The following is a 21,825-nucleotide window of genomic DNA, read 5'->3' as shown; positions in this document are numbered from 1 at the left end:
CGGTGCCATGCGTGTCTGCTCCATCCTCGTGGAAAACACGGAACACCCCGCGGCCGGTATCCTGACTCCCGGATCGGCGCGCGTCCTCCTGCCTTCCCGACATCTCGCTCGTCAGTGGCGTTTCCTGCGAGGACGTGCTCCCCGGTCACAGTGGCGGGACCGCGCCGGAATCGCACCGGCTTCCCTGCACCGCGGGCCTTGGCCACGAACATATAGTTGGACGTCCTAGTAAGTCCACCCCACCCGCCGCGGACCGGCCGGGCGGGGACATCGGTTGTCTCATTTCGGCGTCCGGCATGCGGGCAGAGGTGTTCGGGGCGGGTGCGAGCGCCTAGGGTGGCGGTGCAGCTGGTTCGCCCCGTCCGCCAGACGGGATGCGTCGTAAGAGGGAACCCGGTGGGAATCCGGGACTGCCCCGCAGCGGTGAGTGGGAACGACCGCCGTCATCGAGCACTGGGCCCGTACGGGACCTGGGAAGCGACGGCCGCTAGGTGTCCGCCCTCGGGCGGACGTGCCCACGAGTCCGAAGACCTGCCACTGCCCGCGCACGGCCTCGTGCGCGGTGATTCCGGTGACCTCGAGGGCGGGTCGGCGCACACACGGACGGGCATGCTCGGGCGACATCGAGCCGCGGCCCGTCGGTTCCGTCACCCCTTCGCGCCCTCGTCCCGTCCCGGGTCGACCCAGGCACATACTCGCGAAGGAGAGTTCCGTGACCAGCAAGCCCGCAGCCGCGGCGGCACGAGCGACCGTGTACGGCTACCCCCGACAGGGCCAGAACCGCGAACTGAAGAAGGCCGTCGAGGGGTACTGGAAGGGCCGCGTCACCGCGACCGCCCTCCGGGACACCGCCGCCGAACTGCGCGGTGCCCATTGGCGGCAGCTCGCCGCCGACGGCGCCGACGAGGTGCCCACCGGCGACTTCTCGTACTACGACCACGTGCTGGACACCAGTGTCATGGTCGGCGCGGTGCCGGCCCGGCACCGGGACGCGGTCGACTCGGACGCGCTGGACGGCTACTTCGCGATGGCCCGCGGCACCCAGGACGTGGCGCCGCTGGAGATGACCAAGTGGTTCGACACCAACTACCACTACCTGGTGCCCGAGCTGGGCCCCGACACCGTGTTCACCGCCGACTCCACCAAGCAGGTCGCCGAGCTGCGGGAAGCACTCGCCCTCGGCCTCACCGCGCGCCCGGTGCTGGTCGGCCCGGTCACCTATCTGCTCCTGTCGAAGCCCGCGCCCGGTGTCGCGGCCGACTTCGAACCGCTGACCCTGCTGGACCGGCTGCTGCCCGTGTACGCCGAGGTCCTGGCCGATCTCCGGTCGGCGGGCGCCGAGTGGACGCAGATCGACGAGCCGGCCCTGGTCCAGGACCGCACCCCGGCCGAGCTGAACGCGGCCTCCCGCGCCTACAACGCGCTGGGCACGCTCACCGACCGGCCCAAGCTGCTGGTCGCCTCGTACTTCGACCGGCTCGGCGAAGCGCTCCCGGTGCTCGCCAAGTCGCCGGTCGAGGGCCTCGCCCTCGACTTCACCGGACCGGCCGCCGCCAACCTCGACGACCTCGCCGCCGCGGGCGGTCTGCCCGGCAAGCGGCTCGTCGCGGGCGTCGTCAACGGCCGCAACATCTGGATCAACGACCACCAGCAGTCGCTGGCGACGCTCGGCACCCTTCTCGGTCTCGCCGACCGGGTCGACGTCGCCGCCTCCTGCTCGCTGCTGCACGTCCCGCTGGACGCCACCGCCGAGCACGACATCGATCCGCAGATCGCCCGCTGGCTGGCCTTCGCCCGGCAGAAGACCGCCGAGATCGCCGTGCTGGCCCGCGGCCTGACGCACGGTACGGACTCCATCAAGGCCGAACTCGCCGCCAACCGGGCCGACCTGGCGTCCCGGGAGAGCTCCGCCCTCACCCACGACCCGGCGGTGCGCGCCCGCACCTGCGCCGTCACCGACGCCGACGGCCGCCGCTCGCAGCCGTACCCCGAGCGCGCCGTCGCCCAGCGCGCCCACCTCGGACTGCCGCTGCTGCCCACCACCACCATCGGTTCGTTCCCGCAGACGACCGAACTGCGCACCGCCCGCGCCGATCTGCGCGCCGGGCGCATCGACCACACCGGGTACGAGGCACGCATCGAGGCCGAGATCCGGGACGTGCTCTCCTTCCAGGAGAAGGCGGGCATCGACGTCCTGGTGCACGGCGAGCCCGAACGCAACGACATGGTGCAGTACTTCGCCGAGCAGCTGACCGGATACCTCGCCACCCAGCACGGCTGGGTCCAGTCGTACGGCACCCGCTACGTCCGGCCGCCGGTCCTGGCCGGTGACATCTCCCGCCCCGCACCGATGACGGTGCGCTGGACGGCGTACGCCCAGTCGCTCACCGACCGCCCGGTCAAGGGCATGCTCACCGGTCCGGTCACCATGCTCGCCTGGTCCTTCGTCCGCGACGACCAGCCGCTCGGGGAGACCGCCCGGCAGGTCGCCCTGGCACTGCGCGACGAGGTCGACGACCTGGAGGCGAACGGCACTTCGGTCATCCAGGTCGACGAACCCGCGCTGCGCGAGACCCTGCCGCTGCGCGCCGCCGACCACGCCGAGTACCTGGCCTGGGCCACCGAGTCGTTCCGGCTGGCCACCAGTGGCGTACGGCCGGACACCCAGATCCACACCCACATGTGCTACGCGGAGTTCGGCGACGTCGTCCAGGCCATCGACGACCTCGACGCCGACGTCATCAGCCTGGAGGCCGCCCGGTCCCACATGCAGGTCGCCCGGGAACTGGCCGCACACGGCTACCCGCGCGAGGCCGGCCCCGGGGTCTACGACATCCACTCCCCCCGCGTGCCGAGCACCGAGGAGGCGGTCGCCCTGCTCCGCAAGGGACTTGAGGCGATCCCCGCCGAGCGGCTGTGGGTCAACCCGGACTGCGGTCTGAAGACCCGTGGCTGGCCCGAGGTCCGGACCTCGCTGGAGAACCTGGTGGCGGCGGCGCGCACCGTGCGGGAGGACCTGCCGGGCGCGGCTTCCTGATCCTGGCCGTACGGCACCGGGACGGGCCGCTCACCAGGGCCCGCCCGGTGCCGTACGGCGGACGGACGAAGGGCGTCCCGCCGTGCGGGGCGCGGGGCGCGCTCAGGACTGAAGGGCCTGGTGTTCTCAGGGCTGTTGGGGTCTGGGAGCGGGCAGTGCTATCGCGGTGACCACGATCCCCTCGTGCACCAGCCAGTTGCCGTCGAAAACCGTGGGAAGCCCTGGTACGGTCCGCAGCAGCCGGGCGGCGAAGGTGCCCCCGGGGCTCGGGCCGGGGCTCCGGCGGAACGAGATGTCCGCCTCGGTGAAGTCGAGTTCGAGCCGGGTGTACGGGTTCCACGCCTTGAAGACGCTCTCCTTGGCGCTGAACAGCAGCCGGTCCCAGTGGATTTCGCCGCCCGTGCCGCTCCGGGCGATCCGTCCCCGCTCGGAAGGCAGCGCGATCGTCTCCAACACCCCTTCGGGTAAGGGCGCGTGCGGTTCCGCGTCGATGCCCAGCGCGAGGGCGTCGGAGGTCCGGGCCAGGGCCGCCGCCCGATAGCCGTCACAGTGCGTCATGCTTCCGACAATGCCCTCGGGCCACCGCGGTGCGCCCCGGTGGCCGGGGAGCACCGGGGCGGGCGGCAGTCCCAGTTCGCCCATGACGCGCCGGGCGCACGCCCGGACGGCGGCGAACTCCCGCCGCCTGCGCGGCACGGCCCTCGTGATCAGGGCCTCTTCCTCCGGATAGAGCGTGCCAGGTGGCGCGTCGTCCTCCCGGGTCTCCGCGCAGGCCACATGGGACGGGAGCAGCCGGCTGATCACAAGCACCTCCAGGGGTTCTCGGACTCAGCGTCTCATGGGCCGTCCTCGGGCGTGATCGCTTCCAGGAAGACGAATTGGTCCGGACCCCGCGACGGAGCAGATGGGGCCGTCGGACGTCCGGCGGTACAGGCGCGCGGCCCGGTCCGGGGCTGGGCGGCGCGGACCGGTCCGGCCCGGAGGGCGGGCGGCGCGGACCGGTCCGGCCCGGAGGCCGGGGGCACGGGCGGCCCGGCGCACCGGCCCGGAGCCGCCGTCGCCGTACGGCTGACGCACCGCGAGGCACACGTCGCCACCGGACCGGCGCCGCTCCCGCCCCACGCGTCCGGCTCGGCCCACGCGCCCTCGCCACCGGGCTGCCGCCCGCACGCCCGCCGGGACGCGGTCCGCCCGGCGTCACTCGTCCCGGTATGTCTCCAGCAGCCGCAGCCAGACCTCGCTGATCGTCGGATAGGCGGGCACCGCGTGCCACAGCCGTTCGATCGGCACCTCGCCCGCGACCGCGATCGTCGCCGAGTGGAGGAGTTCCCCGATGCCCGGACCGACGAAGGTGGCACCGAGGACGATCCCGCGGTCCAGGTCGACGATCATGCGGGCGCGGCCCCGGTAGCCGTCCGCGTAGAGCCCGGAGCCCGCCACCGCCGCGAGGTCCTGGTCGACGGCCCGTACCCGGTGGCCGGCCTGTTCGGCCTCGGCGAGGGTGAGGCCCACCGAGGCCGCCTCGGGGTCGGTGAAGACGACCTGCGGCACGGCGGCGTGGTCGGCGGTCGCCGCGTGCGCCCCCCAGCGGTCCGTCTCCAGCGGCGGTGCGCCCTGGGCGCGGGCGGCGATGGCGTCGCCCGCGATGCGGGCCTGGTACTTGCCCTGGTGGGTCAGGAGCGCGCGGTGGTTGACGTCGCCCACGGCGTACAGCCAGTCGCTGCCCTCGACCCGGCAGCTGTCGTCGACCGTCAGCCAGCTGCCGGGTTCCAGTCCGACGGTGTCGAGCCCGAGATCGTCGGTGCGCGGCGCGCGGCCCGTGGCGAACAGGACCTCGTCGGCCTCGATCCGACCGCCGTCGTCCAGCTCCACGGTGACCGGACCGTCCTTGCCGGTCCGGTGGACGGCGGTGGCGGAGACCCCGGTCCGGACGTCGGCGCCCGCCTCGGTCAGGGCCTCGGCGATCAGCTCGCCCGCGAAGGGTTCCATCCTGGGCAGCAGGCCCTTGCCCCGCACCAGCATCGTCACCTCGGCGCCGAGTGCCCGCCAGACGGTGGCCATCTCGACACCGACGACTCCCCCGCCGACGACGACGAGACGGCCGGGCACCCGCTGGGCGCTGGTGGCCTCGCGGCTGGTCCAGGGCCGGGCTCCGGCGATTCCCGGCAGGTCGGGGACGACGGCCCGGCTGCCGGTGCAGACGGCGACCGCCCGGCGGGCCGTGAGCCGGTGCCGCGTACCGTCCGGGCCGGTGACGGAGACCTGTTTCACGCCGGTCAGCCTGCCGTGCCCGCGGAAGATGTCCGCGCCGATCCCCTCCAGCCAGGCGACCTGGCCGTCGTCCTTCCAGTGGGAGGCGTACTCGTCCCGGTGGGCGAGGACCGCCGCCGTGTCGAGGGGGCCGCCCACCGCCCCGCTCAGCCCCGGTACCCGCCGGGCGTCGGCGCGGGCGACGACGGGGCGCAGCAGGGCCTTGCTGGGCATGCAGGCCCAGTACGAGCACTCGCCGCCGATCAGCTCCGACTCGACGACGGCCGCGCTCAGCCCGGCCGCCCGTGCCCGGTCCGCGACGTTCTCGCCGACCGGTCCCGCTCCGATCACGACGACGTCGTACTCCGCGCTGTCGACCTTGTCCGCCCCATCCTTGGCATCCGCTGCATCTGTCATGGGGCCAGTCTGGTCGTGGGTGTGGTCCGCTGCCACACGGGCAGGCGGAATACCGCAAGGGGCGTCACCGTTGTGCCGGAAAGGTCTCAGCGGGCAGAGGAAGAGGTATCGAGCATGAGCACCGTAGAGCTCACCAAGGAAAACTTCGATCAGGTCGTCAGCGAGAACGAGTTCGTCCTGATCGACTTCTGGGCTTCCTGGTGCGGCCCGTGTCGGCAGTTCGCGCCGGTCTACGACTCGGCGTCCGAGCGCCACCCCGATCTGGTCTTCGCCAAGGTCGACACGGAAGCCCAGCAGGAGCTGGCGGCCGCCTTCGAGATCCGGTCCATCCCCACGCTGATGATCGTGCGGGACAACGTGGCGGTCTTCTCCCAGCCCGGCGCGTTGCCGGAGACCGCCCTGGAGGACGTCATCGGACAGGCCAGGAAGCTGGACATGGACGAGGTGCGCAAGTCCGTGGCGGAGCAGCAGCAGGAGCAGAAGTAGACCCTGCCACCGCGTGAGGGAGGGCCCGGCCGGACGGCCGGGCCCTCCCTCTTTCCGCCGGGTCTCCCGGCGGCTGCCGCGCGGTGTCAGTTCCCCGCGGGCCGGTCCGCGATCCGCACCGTCAGGCCGTAGGCCAGTTCCGCGCCGTCGACCAGCAGGGCCTCCACGGTCCGGGTCTCCGGGTCGATGTCCGCCGCCATGCCGTCCCCCTCGTAGCGTGGGTAGCCGGACTCCCCGGTGTCGCCGGTGGCCGCCACCACGCCGGAGCGCAGGACGGTACCGGGTTCGTCGGCGGTGTGCGGGGCCCGGTCCGTGCCCTCGGCGGGCTCCGGGTACAGCAGGATCTCGTAACTCTCCGGATGACTCATGCCCACGACGGTAGACACCGAAGGCGCCCGACGCACGTCTTCTCACGTCCGGGATTCAACTGGACTCCCTGGGAACGGCCCGGGCGCACAGCAGATCGTGGCGTTCCGGCGCTCCGCCGGGGTTCCGCACCAGCCGGTCGACGATCTCCGCGAGCGGCGGTCCGGCGGCCAGTTCCATGCGTACGCTGCTCAGCCGTGGGCGCAGCAGCCGGCCGAGCATCAGATCGTCCGCGCCCACCACCGCCGTGTCCCCGGGGACTTCGACGCCTTCGTCCTGGAGGGCCCGCATCAGCAGCATCGCGTACGCGTCGTTGTACGCGAACACGCCGTCCAGCCCCAGCGCCCGCCAGCCGGTGGCGAGCGCGGCGGCCGCCTCCTCCTCGTACCGCAGGGGCAGCGGCCGCACCTGGGCGCCCACGCGTTCGGCCGCCCGCCGGGCCCCGGCCAGTCTCGGTTCGGCGAACAGGGCGAGGCCGGGTGCCTCCGGCATCACCACGCCGATGCTGCGCCGACCGCGCTCCAGCAGATGGCCGACCGCGCAACTGCCCACCTCCCGCTGGTCCATGACCAGGGCGTGGGCGCCCTCCACCGGCCGGGGCCCGAGCGTGATCACCGCCTTGGCCCCGGAGCGCCTGAGCACCGATATGCCGTGCGGGGTCAGGGGGATTCCGCCCGGTGAGACGACGGCGACGGGGCGCAGCTCCGCCCAGGCCCGGGCCGCCTCGTCCGCGTGGAGGCCGACGCTGCCGTACTGGACGACGGTGTAGTCGAGGCTGCGCAGGCCCGACTGGAGTTCGTCGAAGAACCGGTGGTGGAGCGGCCCGGTGGGGGCGTGCCCCGCGGCGAGCAGGATCATCCGGGTGTGTCCGGCGCGCAGACTGCGGGCCGCCGCGTGGGGCACGTACCCCAGTTGGGTGGCGGCCTGTCTGACCCGGTGGCGGGTGGCCTCGCTGATCCGCACGGTGGGGCTGTTGTTCAGTACGTAGGACACGGTCGCCCGGGACACTCCGGCCAGCCTCGCGACGTCGGCGCTGGTGGGTACGGGGCCCTCGGTGGGCTGCTTCGATAACTGGCTCATGGCGTCCGGAAGTCTTCCAGACCCACCCGCCGGGGAAACGCTCCGGGGCACCCTCCGCGGCCGGTGTCCGCTCAGCCGCGGGCGAGGACCGGCCACACCTGTGAATCCTCGAATCCGAGGGCCCACAGCGCGGTGCCGCGCACCCCGTGGCGGCGCAGCACCGGCAGGTGCGCGGCGACTCCCCGGGCGTCCTGGTACCAGACCTCGCGGCGCTCGTCCCCGTCGAGGTAGCCGAAGTGGGGGGTGCCGGACGCCGGGTCGAGCCGGTAGGGGGCGCCCTTCGCGCGGCGCAGCGCGTCGGCCTCCTTCCAGGTGACGTGCCGGGTCACGCCCTTGCCGTCGGCGGGCCAGTCCCAGCCGTACGCGGGAAGTCCCATCTCCAGCTTGGTCCGGGGCACGGCCGCGGTGGCGCGGGTGAGGATGTCGTCGTACCACTTCGGGTCGGCCAGCGGGCCGGGGGCGCCGTTCGCCGAGTGCAGGTTGTACGCCATGACGCGCACCCGGTCGGCGGCCCGGCCGATCGCCTCGTAGTCCCAGACCCGACCGGTGGTGGCGGTCCTGGGGAGGACGGTGATCACGCACAGCCGGTGCCGTTCGCGCAGGCGGCGGCAGAGGTCGGTGGCGAAGGCGGCGAAGCCGTCGCGCACCTGCCGGTAGGCGGAGTCTCCGGTCGTGGCGATGGATTCGTAGTCGATGTCGAGGCCGTCGTAGGAGCGGCTGTCCGCGACGCTCATCAGCGCGTCCACGTGCCGGGAGCGCCGGGCGGGGTCGGTGAGGATCGCGGCCAGGGCGCCGGGCCGCATGGTCTCCATCACCGTGGGCACGACCCGTGCGCCGGCCTTGTGCAGTCCGTCGATGATCCGGCGGTCACCCGCTCCGGGGTGTCCGTCGACGGCGGTGGCGGATGTCGCCTGATACCAGAAGGGGCTGACGGTGTGCAGCTGGTCCGCGTGGCGCAGCGCGTCCTGGTACGCGTTCTCCTGGTCCCAGTAGGGGAGCCAGCCGGAGACCGTGCGCGCCGGGGCGGCCTCGGCGCCCGGGGAGGGGGAGGGGGTCGAGGCCGGGGGTGGGGAGGGGGTCCGGGCCGAGGGCCCGGCGGTCCCCGGGGCCGGGGCCGGCCGGGCGGCGGACGGGAAGGGGGCGAGGAGGGCGGCGGTCAGCAGGCAGACGGTCACTGCCGGGAGCGCGGAGCGGGAGAGCCGTACGAGGGACATGGTCCGAGCCTGCCGTCCGTTCGACGGACCCGCTCCATGGAAAGGGCCGTACAGGTTCTACGGTATTCCGATGAGCATTCAGTACCGCACCGACAGCACGGATGACCCGACCGACTTCCCCGGCCGCACCGGCCCGACCGCCACGTCCGAGGCCGACCCGCGCGATGTGGGCCCGGTCCGGACCAGGTACGCCCCCGACCGCGACGGTGACCCCGATCCGGGAGAGATCGTCTGGACCTGGGTGCCGTTCGAGGAGAACGACGGGCGGGGCAAGGACCGCCCGGTCCTGGTGGTGGCCCGTGAGGCGACGGGCACGCTGCTGGCCGTGCAGCTGTCCAGCAAGCAGCACGACGGGGCTCGCGAGTGGGTGGGGCTCGGCGCCGGGCCCTGGGACAGCTCGGGCCGCCCGTCGTGGGTGGATCTGGACCGGGTGCTGCGGCTGCACGAGGACGGGATGCGGCGCGAGGCCTGCGCGCTGGACCGGGACCGGTTCGAGCTGGTCGCCGAGCGGATGCGGGAGCGCCACGGCTGGAGCTGAACCCGGGGGGCGGAGCGGCCCGGGGAGGGACGGCGGTGGGCTCCCACCGGCGCTCCCCCGTGTGCTGCGTACGGGCGACGCTCCGCGCCCCGGCGGCACGGGCGCGACCCGTTTCCACCACGCGGGGGCACTCTTGTGCGAACTCCGGGGTAAGGGTTTGGGTGGTGGAGAAACCCCCCGAGACAGGAGGCCACGCCATGCCGTCCGACGCGTTCGGCACACACGGCCCGCCCGGCCACGACCCGCTTCTCGGCGAGGCCGAGGCCGAGGACTTACTGCGCTGTATCTGTTTCAAGACGGGCCCGCCCCGCACTGTCGGTGTGGAGCTCGAATGGCTCGTCCATGACCGCGGGGACGCCCGGCTCCCCGTGTCCCACGACCGCCTCGGCGCCGCCGTCGCCGCCCTGCGGGAACTGCCCCTGAGCGCGGCGCTCACCCTGGAACCCGGGGGCCAGGTGGAGCTCAGCTCCCGGCCCGCCGCCTCCCTGATGGAATGCGTCGACACGACGACGGCCGATCTGACCGCCGTCCGCGGCACCCTCGGCGAGGCCGGTCTCGCCCCGGTCGGCCTCGGGGTCGATCCGTGGCATCCCCCGCGCCGGTGGCTGCGGGAGGCGCGCTACGACGCGATGGAGACCTCGCTCGACCGTTCGGGCCCGGCGGGCCGGGCCATGATGTGCACCTCCGCCTCCGTCCAGGTCTGTCTGGACGCCGGTACGGAGGAACCCGGACCGCTCGGCCACGGGCGGCGCTGGCGACTGGTCCACCTGCTGGGAGCGGTTCTGGTGGCGGTGTTCGCCAATTCGCCGTTCCAGCAGGGCCGGCGCACCGGATGGCGCTCCACCCGGCAGTCGCTGTGGGCCGATCTCGACCCCTGGCGCACGCTGGCGCCCGCCCTCGACCGGCCGCCCCGCGCGGCCTGGGCCGCCCATGTGCTCGACACACCCGTGATGTGTGTCCGGCGGGACGACGGGCCGTGGGCCGTGCCGGAAGGACTGACCTTCCGCGACTGGCTGCGCACGGGGGCTCCGCGCCCGCCCGTGCGCGCCGATCTCGACTACCACATCAGCACGCTCTTCCCGCCGGTCCGGCCGCGCGGACACCTGGAGCTGCGCATGATCGACGCCCAGTCCGGCGACGACGGATGGCTGGTTCCGCTCGCCGTCACCACCGCCCTGTTCGACGACCCGGAGGCCGCCGAGAGCGTGTACCGCGCCGTCAAACCGCTGGCCGAGACGGCGGGCGGGGCGGCCGCGCCGCGCAACCCGCTCTGGACCGTCGCCGCCCGGGACGGCCTGGCCGACCCCGAGCTGCGGACGGCCGCCACCACCTGTTTCCAGCTCGCCCTGGAGGCACTGCCCCGGATCGGTGCGACGCGAGCCGTGCAGGACACGGTGGCCGACTTCCACGACCGGTTCGTCGCCCGGGGCCGATGTCCGGCAGACGAGCTGGCGGACGACCCCGCCTACGCACTCATCGACCCCCCGGCACCGCCCCGCACGCGCCACGGGAAAGGCACCAGCCGATGACCGACGACCCGGCAGCCCTCGACCCCGCCGACGGCCACCCCGACTCCCACGCCCCCGGCACCGACCCCGACTCCCTCCGGGAACGCGCCCTTGCCGCGCTCCTCACCGCACGTACGCGCACGGCCCTCCTCACCAGCTGCGTCGACGACCGCGAACTCACCGCGCAGCACTCCCCGTTGATGTCACCACTGGTCTGGGACCTGGCGCACATCGGCAACCAGGAAGAGCTGTGGCTGCTGCGGGCCGTCGCCGGGCGCGAGGCCATGCGGCCCGAGATCGACGGGCTGTACGACGCCTTCGAGCACCCGCGCGCGAGCCGCCCCTCACTCCCGCTCCTGGCTCCCGACGAGGCCAGGATGTACGCCTACGAGGTGCGCGGCCGGGCACTGGACGTGCTGGACGGGGCCCGCATGGACGACGGAGGTGACCGGCTCGCGCGGGCCGGGTTCGCCTTCGGCATGATCGCCCAGCACGAACAGCAGCACGACGAGACGATGCTGATCACGCACCAGCTGCGTGCGGGGCCCGCCGCGCTGTCCGCGCCGGAGCCGCCGTCGCCTGTCGACGCGGCCGGCCTGCCCGCGGAAGTCCTGGTGCCCGGTGGCGCGTTCACCATGGGCACCTCCACCGAGCCGTGGGCGCTGGACAACGAACGGCCGGCCCACCGGCGTGAGGTGGCGGACTTCTTCATCGACACGGCGCCGGTCACCTGCGGCGCCTACCTCCGCTTCGTCGAGGACGGCGGCTACACCGAACGTCGCTGGTGGGAGCCGGACGGCTGGGCCATGGTGCGCGAACGCGGCCTGGCCGCCCCGCTCTTCTGGCACCGGGACGGCGGGCAGTGGCTGCGGCGCCGGTTCGGGACGACCGAGCCGGTCCCCGACGACGAGCCGGTCCTCCATGTGAGCTGGTACGAGGCGGACGCGTACGCCCGCTGGGCCGGGCGCCGGCTGCTCACCGAGGCGGAGTGGGAGAAGGCCGCCCGGCACGACCCGGTCTCCGGCCGGTCCCGGCGGTATCCGTGGGGCGACGGCGACCCGACACCGGAGCTGGCGAATCTGGGCCAGCGCCATCTGCGGCCCGCCGCGGCCGGCGCCTACCCGGCGGGCCGGTCGCCACTGGGCGTGGGGCAGCTGATCGGCGACGTGTGGGAGTGGACGTCGAGCGACTTCCTGCCCCACCCCGGCTTCGCGGCGTTCCCGTACCGCGAGTACTCGGAGGTGTTCTTCGGTCCGGGCCACAAGGTGCTGCGCGGCGGTTCGTTCGCCGTGGACCAGGTGGCCTGCCGGGGCACGTTCCGCAACTGGGACCTGCCGGTGCGGCGCCAGATCTTCTCCGGCTTCCGCACCGCCCGGGACGCCTGATGTGCCGTCACATCGCCTACGTGGGACCCGAGTTGGCGCTCGGCGAGGTGCTGTCAGCACCCGCGCACTCCCTGGTGCGGCAGTCGTGGGAACCACGTCGGCAGCGCCACGGGACGGTCAACGCGGACGGTTTCGGGGTGGGCTGGTACGCGCAGGGTGATCCGGTGCCGGGCCGGTACCGGCGCCAGGGGCCGGTCTGGGCCGACCAGTCCTTCACCGACCTGGCCAGAGTGGTCCGCAGCACGGCCCTGCTCGCCGCCGTCCGGGACGCCACGGACGCGGGTGCGGACGGTGAGGCGGCGGCCGCGCCGTTCTCCTCGGGCCGGCTGCTGTTCAGCCACAACGGCGCCGTACGGGGCTGGCCGGATTCGGTCTCCTCGCTCGCCGCCGCTCTGCCCGTGGCCGAGCTGCTGACCCTGACCGCCCGCTCCGACTCGGCGCTGGTGTGGGCGCTCCTCCAGCACCGGATCGCGGCGGGCGACGAGCTGTCCGGGGCGCTCGCCGACACCACCGTGGACGTCGGGGCGGCGGCTCCCGGCTCGCGGCTGAACCTGCTCCTCACCGACGGCGCGACGATCGCGGCCACCACATGGGGCGACACCCTCTGGTATCTCGCCGGCCCGGGGCCGGGCCGCACGGTCGTGGCCTCGGAGCCGTACGACGACGACCCGTCCTGGCGCGAGGTGCCCGACCGCACCCTGCTCACCGCCACCCGCACCGAAGTCCTGCTGACCCCGCTCAAGGAGCACACAGCGTGAGTCCCTTCCTGCTGACCCGCACCCTGCCCGAGGACGCCACGGACGCGGCGTTGCGCGCCGATGTGCGCACGGGGCTGACCCGGCGCCCCAAGACACTGCCGCCCAAGTGGTTCTACGACGCGCGCGGCAGCGAACTCTTCGAGGAGATCACCCGGCTGCCCGAGTACTACCCGACCCGCGCCGAACGGGAGATCCTGCTCGCCCGCGCGGCGCGGATCGCCGAGGTGTCCGGGGCCCGGACCCTCGTCGAGCTGGGTTCCGGTTCGTCCGAGAAGACGCGCCATCTGCTGGACGCGCTGCCCTCGCTGCACAGCTACGTGCCCGTCGACGTGAGCGAGAGCGCGCTGCGGGGCGCGGCCGAATCGCTGCTCGCCGACCGCCCCGGACTGTCCGTGCACGCGCTGATCGCGGACTTCACCCGGGGGCTCGCGCTGCCCGGCACACCGGGGCCTCGGCTGGTCGCGTTCCTGGGCGGCACGATCGGCAATCTGCTGCCGGACGAGCGGGCCGCGTTTCTGCACTCCGTACGGTCGCTGCTCTCCCCCGGCGACGGGCTGCTGCTCGGCACGGACCTGGTGAAGGACGAGGCGACGCTGGTCGCCGCGTACGACGACGCGGCCGGGGTGACGGCCCGGTTCAACAAGAACGTGCTCGCGGTCGTCAACCGGGAACTGGGCGCGGACTTCGACCGCGACGACTTCGGCCATGTGGCGGTCTGGGACCCGCACCACGAATGGATCGAGATGCGGCTGCGTGCCCGCCGGGCGCTCTCGGTGAAGATCCCCGAACTGGATCTGGTGGTGCCGTTCGAGGCCGGGGAGGAGGTGCGCACCGAGGTGTCCGCGAAGTTCCGGAAGGAGGGCATCGGGGGCGAACTGGCCGCCGCCGGACTTCGGCTGGACCAGTGGTGGACGGATTCCGCGGACCGGTTCGCGCTGTCGTTGGCCACGGCGGTCTGAGCGGCGCCGGCCGGGGCCGGGCGTGCGCGCCGCCCGCTTCCCGGCCGTGGCACGGCGTGCGGTACCCGGGGTGTCCGCCTGACGGACACCCCGGTCATCCGGCCACGGGGCGCGGGGCCGGCGCCGGGCGGCCCCGGGACCGGCGGACCTCCGCCGCCGGACCCGCGGCCCGGACCCGCCGCCCGGGTCAGACGGGCGGGTCAGACGGGCGGGTCAGTTGCCCGCGAGCATGCCCGAGATGTGCTCGGACGCCGCCTTCGCCTCCGCCAGCGGGTCACGCCCCTGGAGGACGGCCGTCATGTACGGCTTGATCGGGTTGGCGGCCTCGACCGCCGCCCACTGGGGCGAGTTGGGTGTGGCCCGGCCCTTGGTGGCGCCCTGCGCCATCGCGGCGGTACCCTCCTGACCCTCGATGACGTGAGCGAGGCCAGGCTTGTTGGGCACGTAACTCATGGTTCTGGCCAGATCCGTCTGCCACTTCTCGCTCGCCAGGGCCTTGATCACGGCGATGCCCTCGCTGCGGTGGTCGGCCTTCTCGGGGACGATCAGGTCGGAGCCGCCGGTGAAGACGGAACCAGGCTCTTTCGCGGTCTTGCCGGGGATCGGGAAGTAGCCGAGTTTCCCCTTGAGTTCGGGGTTCTTCTGCTCGATCAGCTTCGCGCTGCCGGGGACATCGATGATCTGGGCGACGTCGCCCTTCGCGAACACGTCGGACTGCGGGGGCTTCTGCTCGTCGGCGTTCTTCGGGCCGTGTCCGTACTGCTGGAGTTCCTTGTAGAAAGCCATGCCCTTGAGCGCCGCGGGGGTGGCGAGCGCGCCCTGCCATTCGCCACCGTTCTCGGTGGCCAGTTCCCCGCCCTCGTCCCAGATGAATCCGGCGAGTACGTACCAGTTCTGGCCCGCGAGGTAGATCCCCTGATTACCGTCCCGGTTCAGCTCCTTGGAGTTCTGGACCCACTCCTCACGGGTCTTCGGCGGGGCCTTGATGCCCGCCTGCTGGAAGAGTTCCTTGTTGTAGATCACCACGCGGTTGGCCGCGTACCAGGGGACGCCGTACTGGACGCCGTTGATGCTGCCGGGGTCGGCGAGACCGGGCAGCCAGTCGTCCCGGCCGAGGTCACGCATCGATTCCAGGGTCAGATCGCGGAGCCCGCCGCTCTCCGCGTACTGGGCGACCTGGGTATTGCCGACCTCGATGACATCGGGGGCGTCCTTGCCCTTGAGGGCGGCCGTCACCTTGGGACCGATGCCACTCCACTCCTGAATCTTGAATTCCAGTTCGACGGAGGGGTGTTCCTTCTCGTACGACGTCGTGAAACGTTTCAGGAAGTCGGACGAGACACTGTCCTTCATCAGCCAGACGGTGACGGTGCTCTTGCCTGACGCGCTCGAAAAGTAGCCGCATCCGCCGAGCGCGACGGAGGAAACGAGCGCGACGGCTCCAGCGAGTATGCGGTTTTTCACGGGGTCACCTTCTGCGAAACAACACGACGAAATCTGAACCCGATGTGTGGGGGATTGCGGGCGGCGCTCGCACGGGCGTGGCTGGATTTTGGTATGGACCATTGCTCCGGTCAAGGCCCACTGTCCGCCCATTCTGCGCCATGACCTCTCGCGCACTCGTCCCAGGTGGTGCACCGTGGAACCAGGAGAGGAGACATAAGATGACAAACCACGTCTACCGGGTCACAGAAATCGTAGGAACCTCCCACGAAGGGGTCGATGACGCCGTTCGCAAGGGGGTGGCGAGGGCGTCGGAAACGTTGCGCAATCTCGACTGGTTCGAGATCAAAGAGGTCCGGGGCCACATCGAGGATGGCCGGATCGAGCACTTCCAGGTGACCCTCAAAATCGGCTTCCGGCTCGACGGCGACGGCTGACGCGCCACGCGTGCACCAGGAGCTGTCCCGTATCCCCTGGCAGGCGTGCGACGGGCGCACGGACCCGGACGACTCCCCCCGTGATCCGACGCGCCTCTCGCACTGCCGCGGGCTGTGCCCCGCCCATCCGCCGTGCGGGGCACGGCCCGGCGCGCGGCTCGCCGTCCACCCGGCGGACCGCGAACAGCGAACGGCGGACCGCGGACCGCGGACGGTCGCGCGTAGGGGAATCCTGACGGCGCGGGCGCGTTGAAGAGAGCGTGAGCCCGCTGATCACCTCGACCCGGTTCTCCCTGCTCGACCGTTCCCGCACCCGTGAGGGGTACGACGGTCCGGCCGCCCTGCGCGACACCGTGGCCCTGGCCGTGGAGGCCGAAGCGCTCGGCTATCACCGGTTCTGGGTCTCCGAGCACCACAGCGTGCCGGGGGTGGCGGGCTCGGCGCCGACGGTCCTGGCCGCCGCGGTCGCCGCCGCGACCTCCACCGTCCGGGTGGGCACCGGCGGGGTGATGCTGCCCAACCACCGGCCGTTCGTCGTCGCCGAGCAGTTCGGGGTCCTGGAATCCCTCTTCCCCGGCCGGATCGACATGGGCCTGGGGCGCTCCGTCGGGTTCACCGACGCGGTCCGCGGGGCGCTCGGACGCGGCAAGGAGGACGCCGAGGACTTCGCGGGGCAGCTCGCTGAACTGCTGGGCTGGCTGGACGGCACCCAGCGCGACCACCCGCATGTGCACGCCCGTCCGGCCGAGGGGCTGCGCATCCCCGCGTACGTCCTCGCGATCGGGGAGGGCGCCGCCGTCGCGGCCGCGGCCGGGCTCCCCCTGGTCGTGGGTGATCTGCGCGACTGCCCGAAGCTGCTGCGCGCCGTCGAGCGCTACCGGCGCGAGTTCCGGCCCTCCGCCCGCAACGCACACCCGTACGTCGTGGTGTCGGGGAGCGTCGCGGTCGCCGGATCTCCCGAGGAGGCCCGCCGGCTGCTGATGCCGGAGTCCTGGTCGATGGCGTACTCCCGGACCCACGGCATCTTCCCGCCGCTCGCCCCGCCGGAGCGGATCGAGGCACTGGTCCCCGCCATGACCGGGAGGGAGCGCGATCTGTACGAGCGCGGGCTGAGCGGCGGCGTCCAGGGCACCGAGGAGCAGGTGGCCGGGGAACTCGAAGCCGTTGTCGCCGCGACCGGGGCGGACGAGGTGCTGGTCACGACCAGTACGTACGACCGCGAAGCGCTGGTCGACTCCCTGCGCCGGCTCGCCCGGCTGGCGGGTCTCGCCGACGGCCGGGGCACGCCGGAGGTCCGGGCCGTGACCGGCGACGCGCGTCCGGGAGGAGGGCCGCCGGCGCGCACGTCCCTTCCGGGCGACCGTCACCGGTCACAGCGGTAGAATTCGGACTGTTCGACCGACACCAACCGTTCCGTCCCGATCCGTACGGAGTTCCCGCGCCGATGTCCACGCCCCACGATCCGTACGTCCGGGTGCGCGGCGCCCGTGAGCACAATCTGCGGAACGTCGACGTCGACATCCCCCGGGACACCCTGACCGTCTTCACCGGGGTCTCCGGCTCGGGCAAGTCCTCACTGGCGTTCGGGACGATCTACGCCGAGGCGCAGCGCCGCTACTTCGAGTCCGTCGCGCCGTACGCCCGGCGGCTGATCCACCAGGTGGGGGCACCCGAGGTGGGGGAGATCACCGGGCTGCCGCCCGCGGTCTCCCTGGAGCAGCGGCGTTCCGCGCCCGGCGCCCGGTCGTCGGTCGGCACGGTCACCACGCTCTCCAATTCGCTGCGGATGCTGTTCTCGCGGGCCGGTGACTACCCGGCCGGGGCCGGGCGTCTCGACTCGGACTCCTTCTCGCCGAACACGGCCGCCGGGGCGTGCCCCGAGTGCCACGGGCTGGGGCGCGTGCACCGCACCAGCGAGGAACTGCTCGTGCCCGACCCGTCGCTGTCGATCCGGGAGGGCGCCGTCGCGGCGTGGCCGGGCGCCTGGCAGGGCAAGAACCTCCGCGATGTGCTGGACGCGCTGGGGTACGACATCGACCGGCCGTGGCGCGAGCTGGCTCCGGAGGACCGGACCTGGATTCTCTTCACCGACGAGCAGCCGGTGGTCACGGTCCATCCGGTACGCGACGCGGGGCGCATCCAACGCCCCTACCAGGGCACGTACATGAGTGCGCGGCGCTATGTGACGCACACGTTCGCCGACACCAGGAGCCGGTCGCTGCGGGCGAAGGCCGAGCGGTTCCTGACCAGTGAGCCGTGCCCGGTCTGCGGCGGTGGCGGACTGCGCCCCGAGGCGATGGCGGTCACGTTCGCCGGGCGGACGATCGCCGAACTGGCCGCGCTGCCCCTCGCCTCCCTGGCCGACGTCCTGTCGGCGGCGGACGGTGGCGGGACTGCCCGGGTGCTGACGGCCGATCTGCTGGCCCGGATCGCGACGGTCACCGAACTGGGTCTCGGCTATCTGAGCCTGAACCGCACCGCGCCGACGCTCTCCTCCGGGGAACTGCAACGGCTGCGGCTCGCGACCCAGTTGAGGTCGGGGCTGTTCGGAGTCGTCTATGTGCTCGACGAACCGTCGGCGGGTCTCCACCCGGCGGACACCGAGGCGCTGCTCGCGGTACTGGTACGGCTGAAGGAGGCCGGGAACACGGTCTTCGTGGTGGAGCACCAGATGGACGTGGTGCGGCGGGCGGACTGGCTGGTCGACGTGGGCCCGCTGGCGGGCGAGCACGGTGGCAGGGTGCTGCACAGCGGGCCCCCGGCCGGTCTGGCCCAGGTGACCGGGTCGGCGACACGGCGCTTCCTGTTCGACGAGGACCCGCCGCCGGTCCGGGAACCGCGGGTGCCCTCCGGCTGGCTGAGGCTCGACGGGGTCGAGCGGCACAATGTGCGCGGGGTGGACGCGGCGTTCCCGCTGGGGGTGTTCACGGCGGTCACCGGGGTTTCGGGCTCGGGGAAGTCGACGCTGGTCGGGCAGGTGCTGGCGGGGGTGCTCGCCGGGGACCGCGAAGGCACCGGTGGGGGGCCGGAAGGCGATGGGGGTCCGGAGGGTCGCGGAGCTCCGGAGGCGTCCGGCGACTCCGGGAGTTCCGGGAGGGCGGTGGCTCTCTCCGGGTGCGCGTCGGTGTCGGGGCTGGACGCGGTGGACCGGCTGGTGCAGGTGGACCAGAAGCCCATCGGCCGTACGCCCCGCTCCAATCTGGCGACGTACACCGGTCTCTTCGACGTCGTACGGAAGCTGTTCGCCGCGACGGACGAGGCGCGCGAGCGCGGTTACCGGGCGGGGCGGTTCTCGTTCAACGTGCCGGGCGGGCGGTGCGAGACCTGTCAGGGCGAGGGTTTCGTCTCCGTGGAGCTGCTGTTCCTGCCCAGTACGTACACCCCCTGCCCGGACTGTCACGGCGCGCGCTACAACCCGCGGACGCTGGAAGTCACGCTGCGCGGCCTGGACATCGCGCAGGTGCTCGGCCTGACCGTGGAGTCGGCGGCCGAGTTCTTCGCCGGCACCCCCGCCGCCACGCGCGGTCTGCGGACCCTGCTCGATGTCGGACTCGGCTATCTGACACTCGGTCAGCCGGCCACGGAGCTGTCCGGCGGCGAGGCGCAGCGGATCAAGCTCGCGACCGAGTTGCAGCGGACCCGGCGCGGACGGACGGTGTACCTCCTGGACGAGCCGACGACGGGGTTGCATCCGGCCGATGTCGAGGTGCTGATGCGGCAGTTGCACGGGCTGGTGGAGGCCGGCGGCACGGTGGTGGTCGTCGAACACGACATGGCCGTGGTGGCGGGCGCCGACTGGGTGATCGACCTGGGTCCGGGCGGTGGTGACCGGGGCGGCCGGATCGTCGCGGCGGGCCCCCCGGGCGAGGTGGCCGGGGCGGCGGACAGCCGTACCGCGCCGTACCTCTCCGCCGCCCTCCGGGCGCGCTGAACGCCGGACATTCCCAACCGGTGCGGTGAGAAGCGGAGTTACCGCTCCAGGCAAGAGTAGGGAATGAAAAGGCAAAGAACATTGACCACATGATGGTCCAGACCAATTATGGGCATGCCCCACGGCGGCTGTGTGTCGTGGGGCACGTGACCCCGGCCGGGACTCACAGGAACGGGCCGCGCCCTCACCCCCGGGCGCGGCCGAGCCGCGCGATCCGCTTGCTGTCTCACCCCGCTGGGAGAATCCATGAGACGTCCAAGATCCGCCAGTGTCCTGCTGAGCGTCCTGGCCACGGCCGCCGCCTCCGCCGGTCTGTTCCTCGGCGCGGGCCCCGCCGCGCAGGCCGCCACGACCGCCGCCACCCCACTGCCCGCGCATGTCTTCGCCCCCTACTTCGAGGCGTGGAACGGGGACAGCCCCGCCGCGCTCGCGCAGCAGTCCGGCGCCAAGTACCTGACCATGGCGTTCATCCAGACCGCGACACGCGGCTCCTGCACCCCGTACTGGAACGGCGATTCGGGACAGCCCATCGCCCAGTCCGAGTTCGGCGCCGACTTCACGGCCATGCGGTCGCGCGGGGGTGACGTGATCCCGTCGTTCGGCGGCTACACGGCCGACAACGGCGGCACCGAGATCGCCGACAGCTGCACGAGCGTCGACTCCATCGCGGCGGCGTACGAGAAGGTCATCACGACCTACGACGTCTCCCGCCTCGACATGGACATCGAGGACAACTCGCTGGAGAACAGCGGCGGTGTCGACCGCCGCAACAAGGCGATCAAGAAGGTGCAGGACTGGGCGGCGGCCAACGGCCGTTCGGTGCAGATCTCGTACACCCTGCCCACCACCACGAGCGGTCTCGCCGACAGTGGCCTCGCGGTGCTGGAGAACGCCAAGTCCAACGGCGCCAAGGTCGACGTCGTGAACCTCATGACGTTCGACTACTACGACGGCGCCTCGCACAACATGGCGCAGGACACCCAGACGGCGGCGGCCGGTCTGCGCGACCAACTGGCCGATCTCTACCCGGACCGGACGGCGTCCCAGCTCTGGGGCATGATCGGTGTCACCGAGATGCCGGGCATCGACGACTACGGCCCGGCCGAAACGTTCACCACCGCCGACGCCACCGCGGTCTACAACTGGGCCGTCTCCAGGAACATCAACACGCTCTCGTTCTGGGCGCTCCAGCGTGACAACGGCGGCTGCCCCGGTACCGGCGGCTCGGACACCTGCTCCGGCATCGCGCAGGACACCTGGTACTTCTCCCACACCTTCGCACCGTTCTCCGGCCCGGGCGGCCCGGTGACGGACGACTACTCCGTGGACATCGTCCCCGGAGCGGGCACGGTGCAGCCGGGCGCTTCGGCCACGGCCACCGTGAAGACCTCGGTCATCTCGGGCAACGCGAAGACCGTCGCCCTGACGGTCACCGGGGCGCCCGCCGGAGTGACGGCCACGCTCAGCCCGTCCTCGGTCACCGCGGGCGGCACGTCACAACTGACGCTCAGCGCGGCGGAGTCGGCCGCTCCCGGCACGTACCCGCTCACGGTGACCGGTGCGTCCGGCTCACTCAGCCACTCGGCGTCCTTCACGCTCTCGGTCACCTCCCCGGGCGGCGGAGGCGGCGGCGCCGTGGTGAACGGCGACTTCGAGACCGGCTCGCTGGGTCCGTGGACCTGTGAGAGCGGCGGCGCGGTCGTGACCACCCCGGTGCACGGCGGTTCGCACGCCCTGGCCGCGGCGGCGAGCGCCTCGCAGACCGGTGAGTGCACCCAGACGCTCGCCCTCTCCCCCAACACCACGTACAAGCTGAGCGGCTGGGTGCAGGGCAACTACGCCTACCTCGGCGTGCGCGGCGGTGCGACGGCGAGCGTCTGGACCTCGTCGAGCGGCTGGTCGCAGCAGTCGACGTCCTTCACCACCGGCTCGTCCGGCACGGTGACGGTCTATCTGCACGGCTGGTACGCGCAGGGCACGGTCCACGGCGACGACATCTCCGTCACCTCCTGACCG

Annotated in this window: 17 protein-coding genes and 2 riboswitches; of the genes, 11 read left to right on the top strand and 6 right to left on the bottom strand. The window is 72.6% G+C overall.

The annotated features are described in order from the left end of the window. Positions 1 to 33: 33 nt before the first annotated feature. Positions 34 to 222, bottom strand: a riboswitch (cobalamin riboswitch). A 127-nt stretch (positions 223 to 349) separates the two neighbouring features. Continuing rightward, positions 350 to 537, top strand: a riboswitch (cobalamin riboswitch). Positions 538 to 712: 175 nt separating this feature from the next. Beyond that, positions 713 to 3,037 carry a 5-methyltetrahydropteroyltriglutamate--homocysteine S-methyltransferase gene (metE, locus tag PZB75_RS28675; protein ID WP_275538196.1) on the top strand — a complete coding sequence of 775 codons (2,325 nt, stop codon included), beginning with the start codon at positions 713 to 715 and terminating at the stop codon, positions 3,035 to 3,037. Positions 3,038 to 3,163: 126 nt separating this feature from the next. Here the strand turns inward: metE and PZB75_RS28670 are convergent, their stop codons facing one another. Both PZB75_RS28670 and PZB75_RS28665 read right to left on the bottom strand, forming a co-directional pair. Beyond that, a complete protein-coding gene (locus PZB75_RS28670; protein WP_275538905.1) occupies positions 3,164 to 3,841 on the bottom strand; it encodes a 4'-phosphopantetheinyl transferase superfamily protein in 678 nt (225 codons plus the stop codon). 393 nt (positions 3,842 to 4,234) lie between these two features. Further along, entirely contained in the window at positions 4,235 to 5,704 is a 1,470-nt protein-coding gene (locus tag PZB75_RS28665; RefSeq protein ID WP_275538195.1) for an NAD(P)/FAD-dependent oxidoreductase, read from the bottom strand. 114 nt (positions 5,705 to 5,818) lie between these two features. Here PZB75_RS28665 and trxA point away from each other — a divergent pair, with 114 nt between their 5' ends. Then, a complete protein-coding gene (trxA, locus tag PZB75_RS28660) occupies positions 5,819 to 6,190 on the top strand; it encodes a thioredoxin (protein ID WP_275538194.1) in 372 nt (123 codons plus the stop codon). Between the two features lie 86 nt (positions 6,191 to 6,276). Here the strand turns inward: trxA and PZB75_RS28655 are convergent, their stop codons facing one another. From PZB75_RS28655 to PZB75_RS28645, 3 genes are all read right to left on the bottom strand, one after another. Beyond that, the gene (locus PZB75_RS28655) at positions 6,277 to 6,558 is read right to left on the bottom strand and encodes a hypothetical protein (RefSeq protein ID WP_275538193.1); all 282 of its coding nucleotides are present in this window, start codon (positions 6,556 to 6,558) and stop codon (positions 6,277 to 6,279) included. Between the two features lie 55 nt (positions 6,559 to 6,613). Next, positions 6,614 to 7,636 carry a LacI family DNA-binding transcriptional regulator gene (locus PZB75_RS28650; RefSeq protein ID WP_275538192.1) on the bottom strand — a complete coding sequence of 341 codons (1,023 nt, stop codon included), beginning with the start codon at positions 7,634 to 7,636 and terminating at the stop codon, positions 6,614 to 6,616. Between the two features lie 71 nt (positions 7,637 to 7,707). Continuing rightward, positions 7,708 to 8,850, bottom strand: coding sequence for a glycosyl hydrolase family 18 protein (locus PZB75_RS28645; RefSeq protein ID WP_275538191.1), 1,143 nt, complete (start codon positions 8,848 to 8,850; stop codon positions 7,708 to 7,710). A 70-nt stretch (positions 8,851 to 8,920) separates the two neighbouring features. Between PZB75_RS28645 and PZB75_RS28640 the strand changes: the two genes are divergently transcribed. The 5 genes from PZB75_RS28640 to egtD all read left to right on the top strand — a co-directional run bounded on the left by PZB75_RS28640 (position 8,921) and on the right by egtD (position 13,998). Further along, positions 8,921 to 9,388 (top strand): type II toxin-antitoxin system PemK/MazF family toxin, encoded by a 468-nt coding sequence (locus PZB75_RS28640; RefSeq protein ID WP_275538190.1) that lies wholly within the window; start codon positions 8,921 to 8,923, stop codon positions 9,386 to 9,388. A 197-nt stretch (positions 9,389 to 9,585) separates the two neighbouring features. Next, positions 9,586 to 10,917 (top strand): ergothioneine biosynthesis glutamate--cysteine ligase EgtA, encoded by a 1,332-nt coding sequence (gene egtA, locus PZB75_RS28635; protein WP_275538189.1) that lies wholly within the window; start codon positions 9,586 to 9,588, stop codon positions 10,915 to 10,917. After that, positions 10,914 to 12,281, top strand: coding sequence for an ergothioneine biosynthesis protein EgtB (gene egtB, locus PZB75_RS28630; protein WP_275538188.1), 1,368 nt, complete (start codon positions 10,914 to 10,916; stop codon positions 12,279 to 12,281). The genes egtA and egtB overlap by 4 nt, the downstream gene beginning before the upstream one ends. Next, the gene (egtC, locus tag PZB75_RS28625; protein ID WP_275538187.1) at positions 12,281 to 13,039 is read left to right on the top strand and encodes an ergothioneine biosynthesis protein EgtC; all 759 of its coding nucleotides are present in this window, start codon (positions 12,281 to 12,283) and stop codon (positions 13,037 to 13,039) included. Before egtB ends, egtC begins: the two co-directional genes overlap by 1 nt. Continuing rightward, positions 13,036 to 13,998, top strand: a complete 963-nt coding sequence (gene egtD, locus PZB75_RS28620; protein WP_275538186.1) for an L-histidine N(alpha)-methyltransferase — start codon at positions 13,036 to 13,038, stop codon at positions 13,996 to 13,998. The genes egtC and egtD overlap by 4 nt, the downstream gene beginning before the upstream one ends. A gap of 213 nt (positions 13,999 to 14,211) precedes the next feature. Here egtD and PZB75_RS28615 read toward each other — a convergent pair whose 3' ends face one another. Further along, on the bottom strand, positions 14,212 to 15,462 hold the full coding sequence (locus PZB75_RS28615) for an extracellular solute-binding protein (RefSeq protein WP_275538185.1): 1,251 nt from the start codon (positions 15,460 to 15,462) through the stop codon (positions 14,212 to 14,214). A 200-nt stretch (positions 15,463 to 15,662) separates the two neighbouring features. On the opposite strand from PZB75_RS28615, the gene PZB75_RS28610 reads away from it, so the two are divergent. The 4 genes from PZB75_RS28610 (at position 15,663) to PZB75_RS28595 (ending at position 21,822) form a co-directional block, all read left to right on the top strand. Beyond that, positions 15,663 to 15,878 carry a dodecin gene (locus tag PZB75_RS28610; RefSeq protein ID WP_275538184.1) on the top strand — a complete coding sequence of 72 codons (216 nt, stop codon included), beginning with the start codon at positions 15,663 to 15,665 and terminating at the stop codon, positions 15,876 to 15,878. Positions 15,879 to 16,138: 260 nt separating this feature from the next. Continuing rightward, positions 16,139 to 17,260 (top strand): MsnO8 family LLM class oxidoreductase, encoded by a 1,122-nt coding sequence (locus tag PZB75_RS28605; RefSeq protein ID WP_275538183.1) that lies wholly within the window; start codon positions 16,139 to 16,141, stop codon positions 17,258 to 17,260. Between the two features lie 62 nt (positions 17,261 to 17,322). Next, positions 17,323 to 19,809, top strand: a complete 2,487-nt coding sequence (locus PZB75_RS28600; protein WP_275538182.1) for an excinuclease ABC subunit UvrA — start codon at positions 17,323 to 17,325, stop codon at positions 19,807 to 19,809. A 246-nt stretch (positions 19,810 to 20,055) separates the two neighbouring features. Beyond that, a complete protein-coding gene (locus tag PZB75_RS28595; protein WP_275538181.1) occupies positions 20,056 to 21,822 on the top strand; it encodes a glycosyl hydrolase family 18 protein in 1,767 nt (588 codons plus the stop codon). The last annotated feature ends 3 nt before the right edge of the window (positions 21,823 to 21,825 follow it).

It is taken from the genome of Streptomyces sp. AM 4-1-1 (assembly GCF_029167625.1).
Lineage (GTDB): Bacteria > Actinomycetota > Actinomycetes > Streptomycetales > Streptomycetaceae > Streptomyces.
Note: the sequence above shows the minus strand (reverse complement) of the source record. Positions and strands in the feature narration are given on the sequence as shown.

Excerpts from the sequence above, each read along its gene's own strand:
- PZB75_RS28665 (WP_275538195.1), bottom strand. The coding sequence starts at position 5,704 with ATGACAGATGCAGCGGATGCCAAGGATGGGGCGGACAAGGTCGACAGC.
- trxA (WP_275538194.1), top strand. The coding sequence starts at position 5,819 with ATGAGCACCGTAGAGCTCACCAAGGAAAACTTCGATCAGGTCGTCAGC.
- PZB75_RS28655 (WP_275538193.1), bottom strand. The coding sequence starts at position 6,558 with ATGAGTCATCCGGAGAGTTACGAGATCCTGCTGTACCCGGAGCCCGCC.
- PZB75_RS28650 (WP_275538192.1), bottom strand. The coding sequence starts at position 7,636 with ATGAGCCAGTTATCGAAGCAGCCCACCGAGGGCCCCGTACCCACCAGC.
- PZB75_RS28645 (WP_275538191.1), bottom strand. The coding sequence starts at position 8,850 with ATGTCCCTCGTACGGCTCTCCCGCTCCGCGCTCCCGGCAGTGACCGTC.
- PZB75_RS28640 (WP_275538190.1), top strand. The coding sequence starts at position 8,921 with ATGAGCATTCAGTACCGCACCGACAGCACGGATGACCCGACCGACTTC.
- egtA (WP_275538189.1), top strand. The coding sequence starts at position 9,586 with ATGCCGTCCGACGCGTTCGGCACACACGGCCCGCCCGGCCACGACCCG.
- egtB (WP_275538188.1), top strand. The coding sequence starts at position 10,914 with ATGACCGACGACCCGGCAGCCCTCGACCCCGCCGACGGCCACCCCGAC.
- egtC (WP_275538187.1), top strand. The coding sequence starts at position 12,281 with ATGTGCCGTCACATCGCCTACGTGGGACCCGAGTTGGCGCTCGGCGAG.
- PZB75_RS28610 (WP_275538184.1), top strand. The coding sequence starts at position 15,663 with ATGACAAACCACGTCTACCGGGTCACAGAAATCGTAGGAACCTCCCAC.
- PZB75_RS28600 (WP_275538182.1), top strand. The coding sequence starts at position 17,323 with ATGTCCACGCCCCACGATCCGTACGTCCGGGTGCGCGGCGCCCGTGAG.
- PZB75_RS28595 (WP_275538181.1), top strand. The coding sequence starts at position 20,056 with ATGAGACGTCCAAGATCCGCCAGTGTCCTGCTGAGCGTCCTGGCCACG.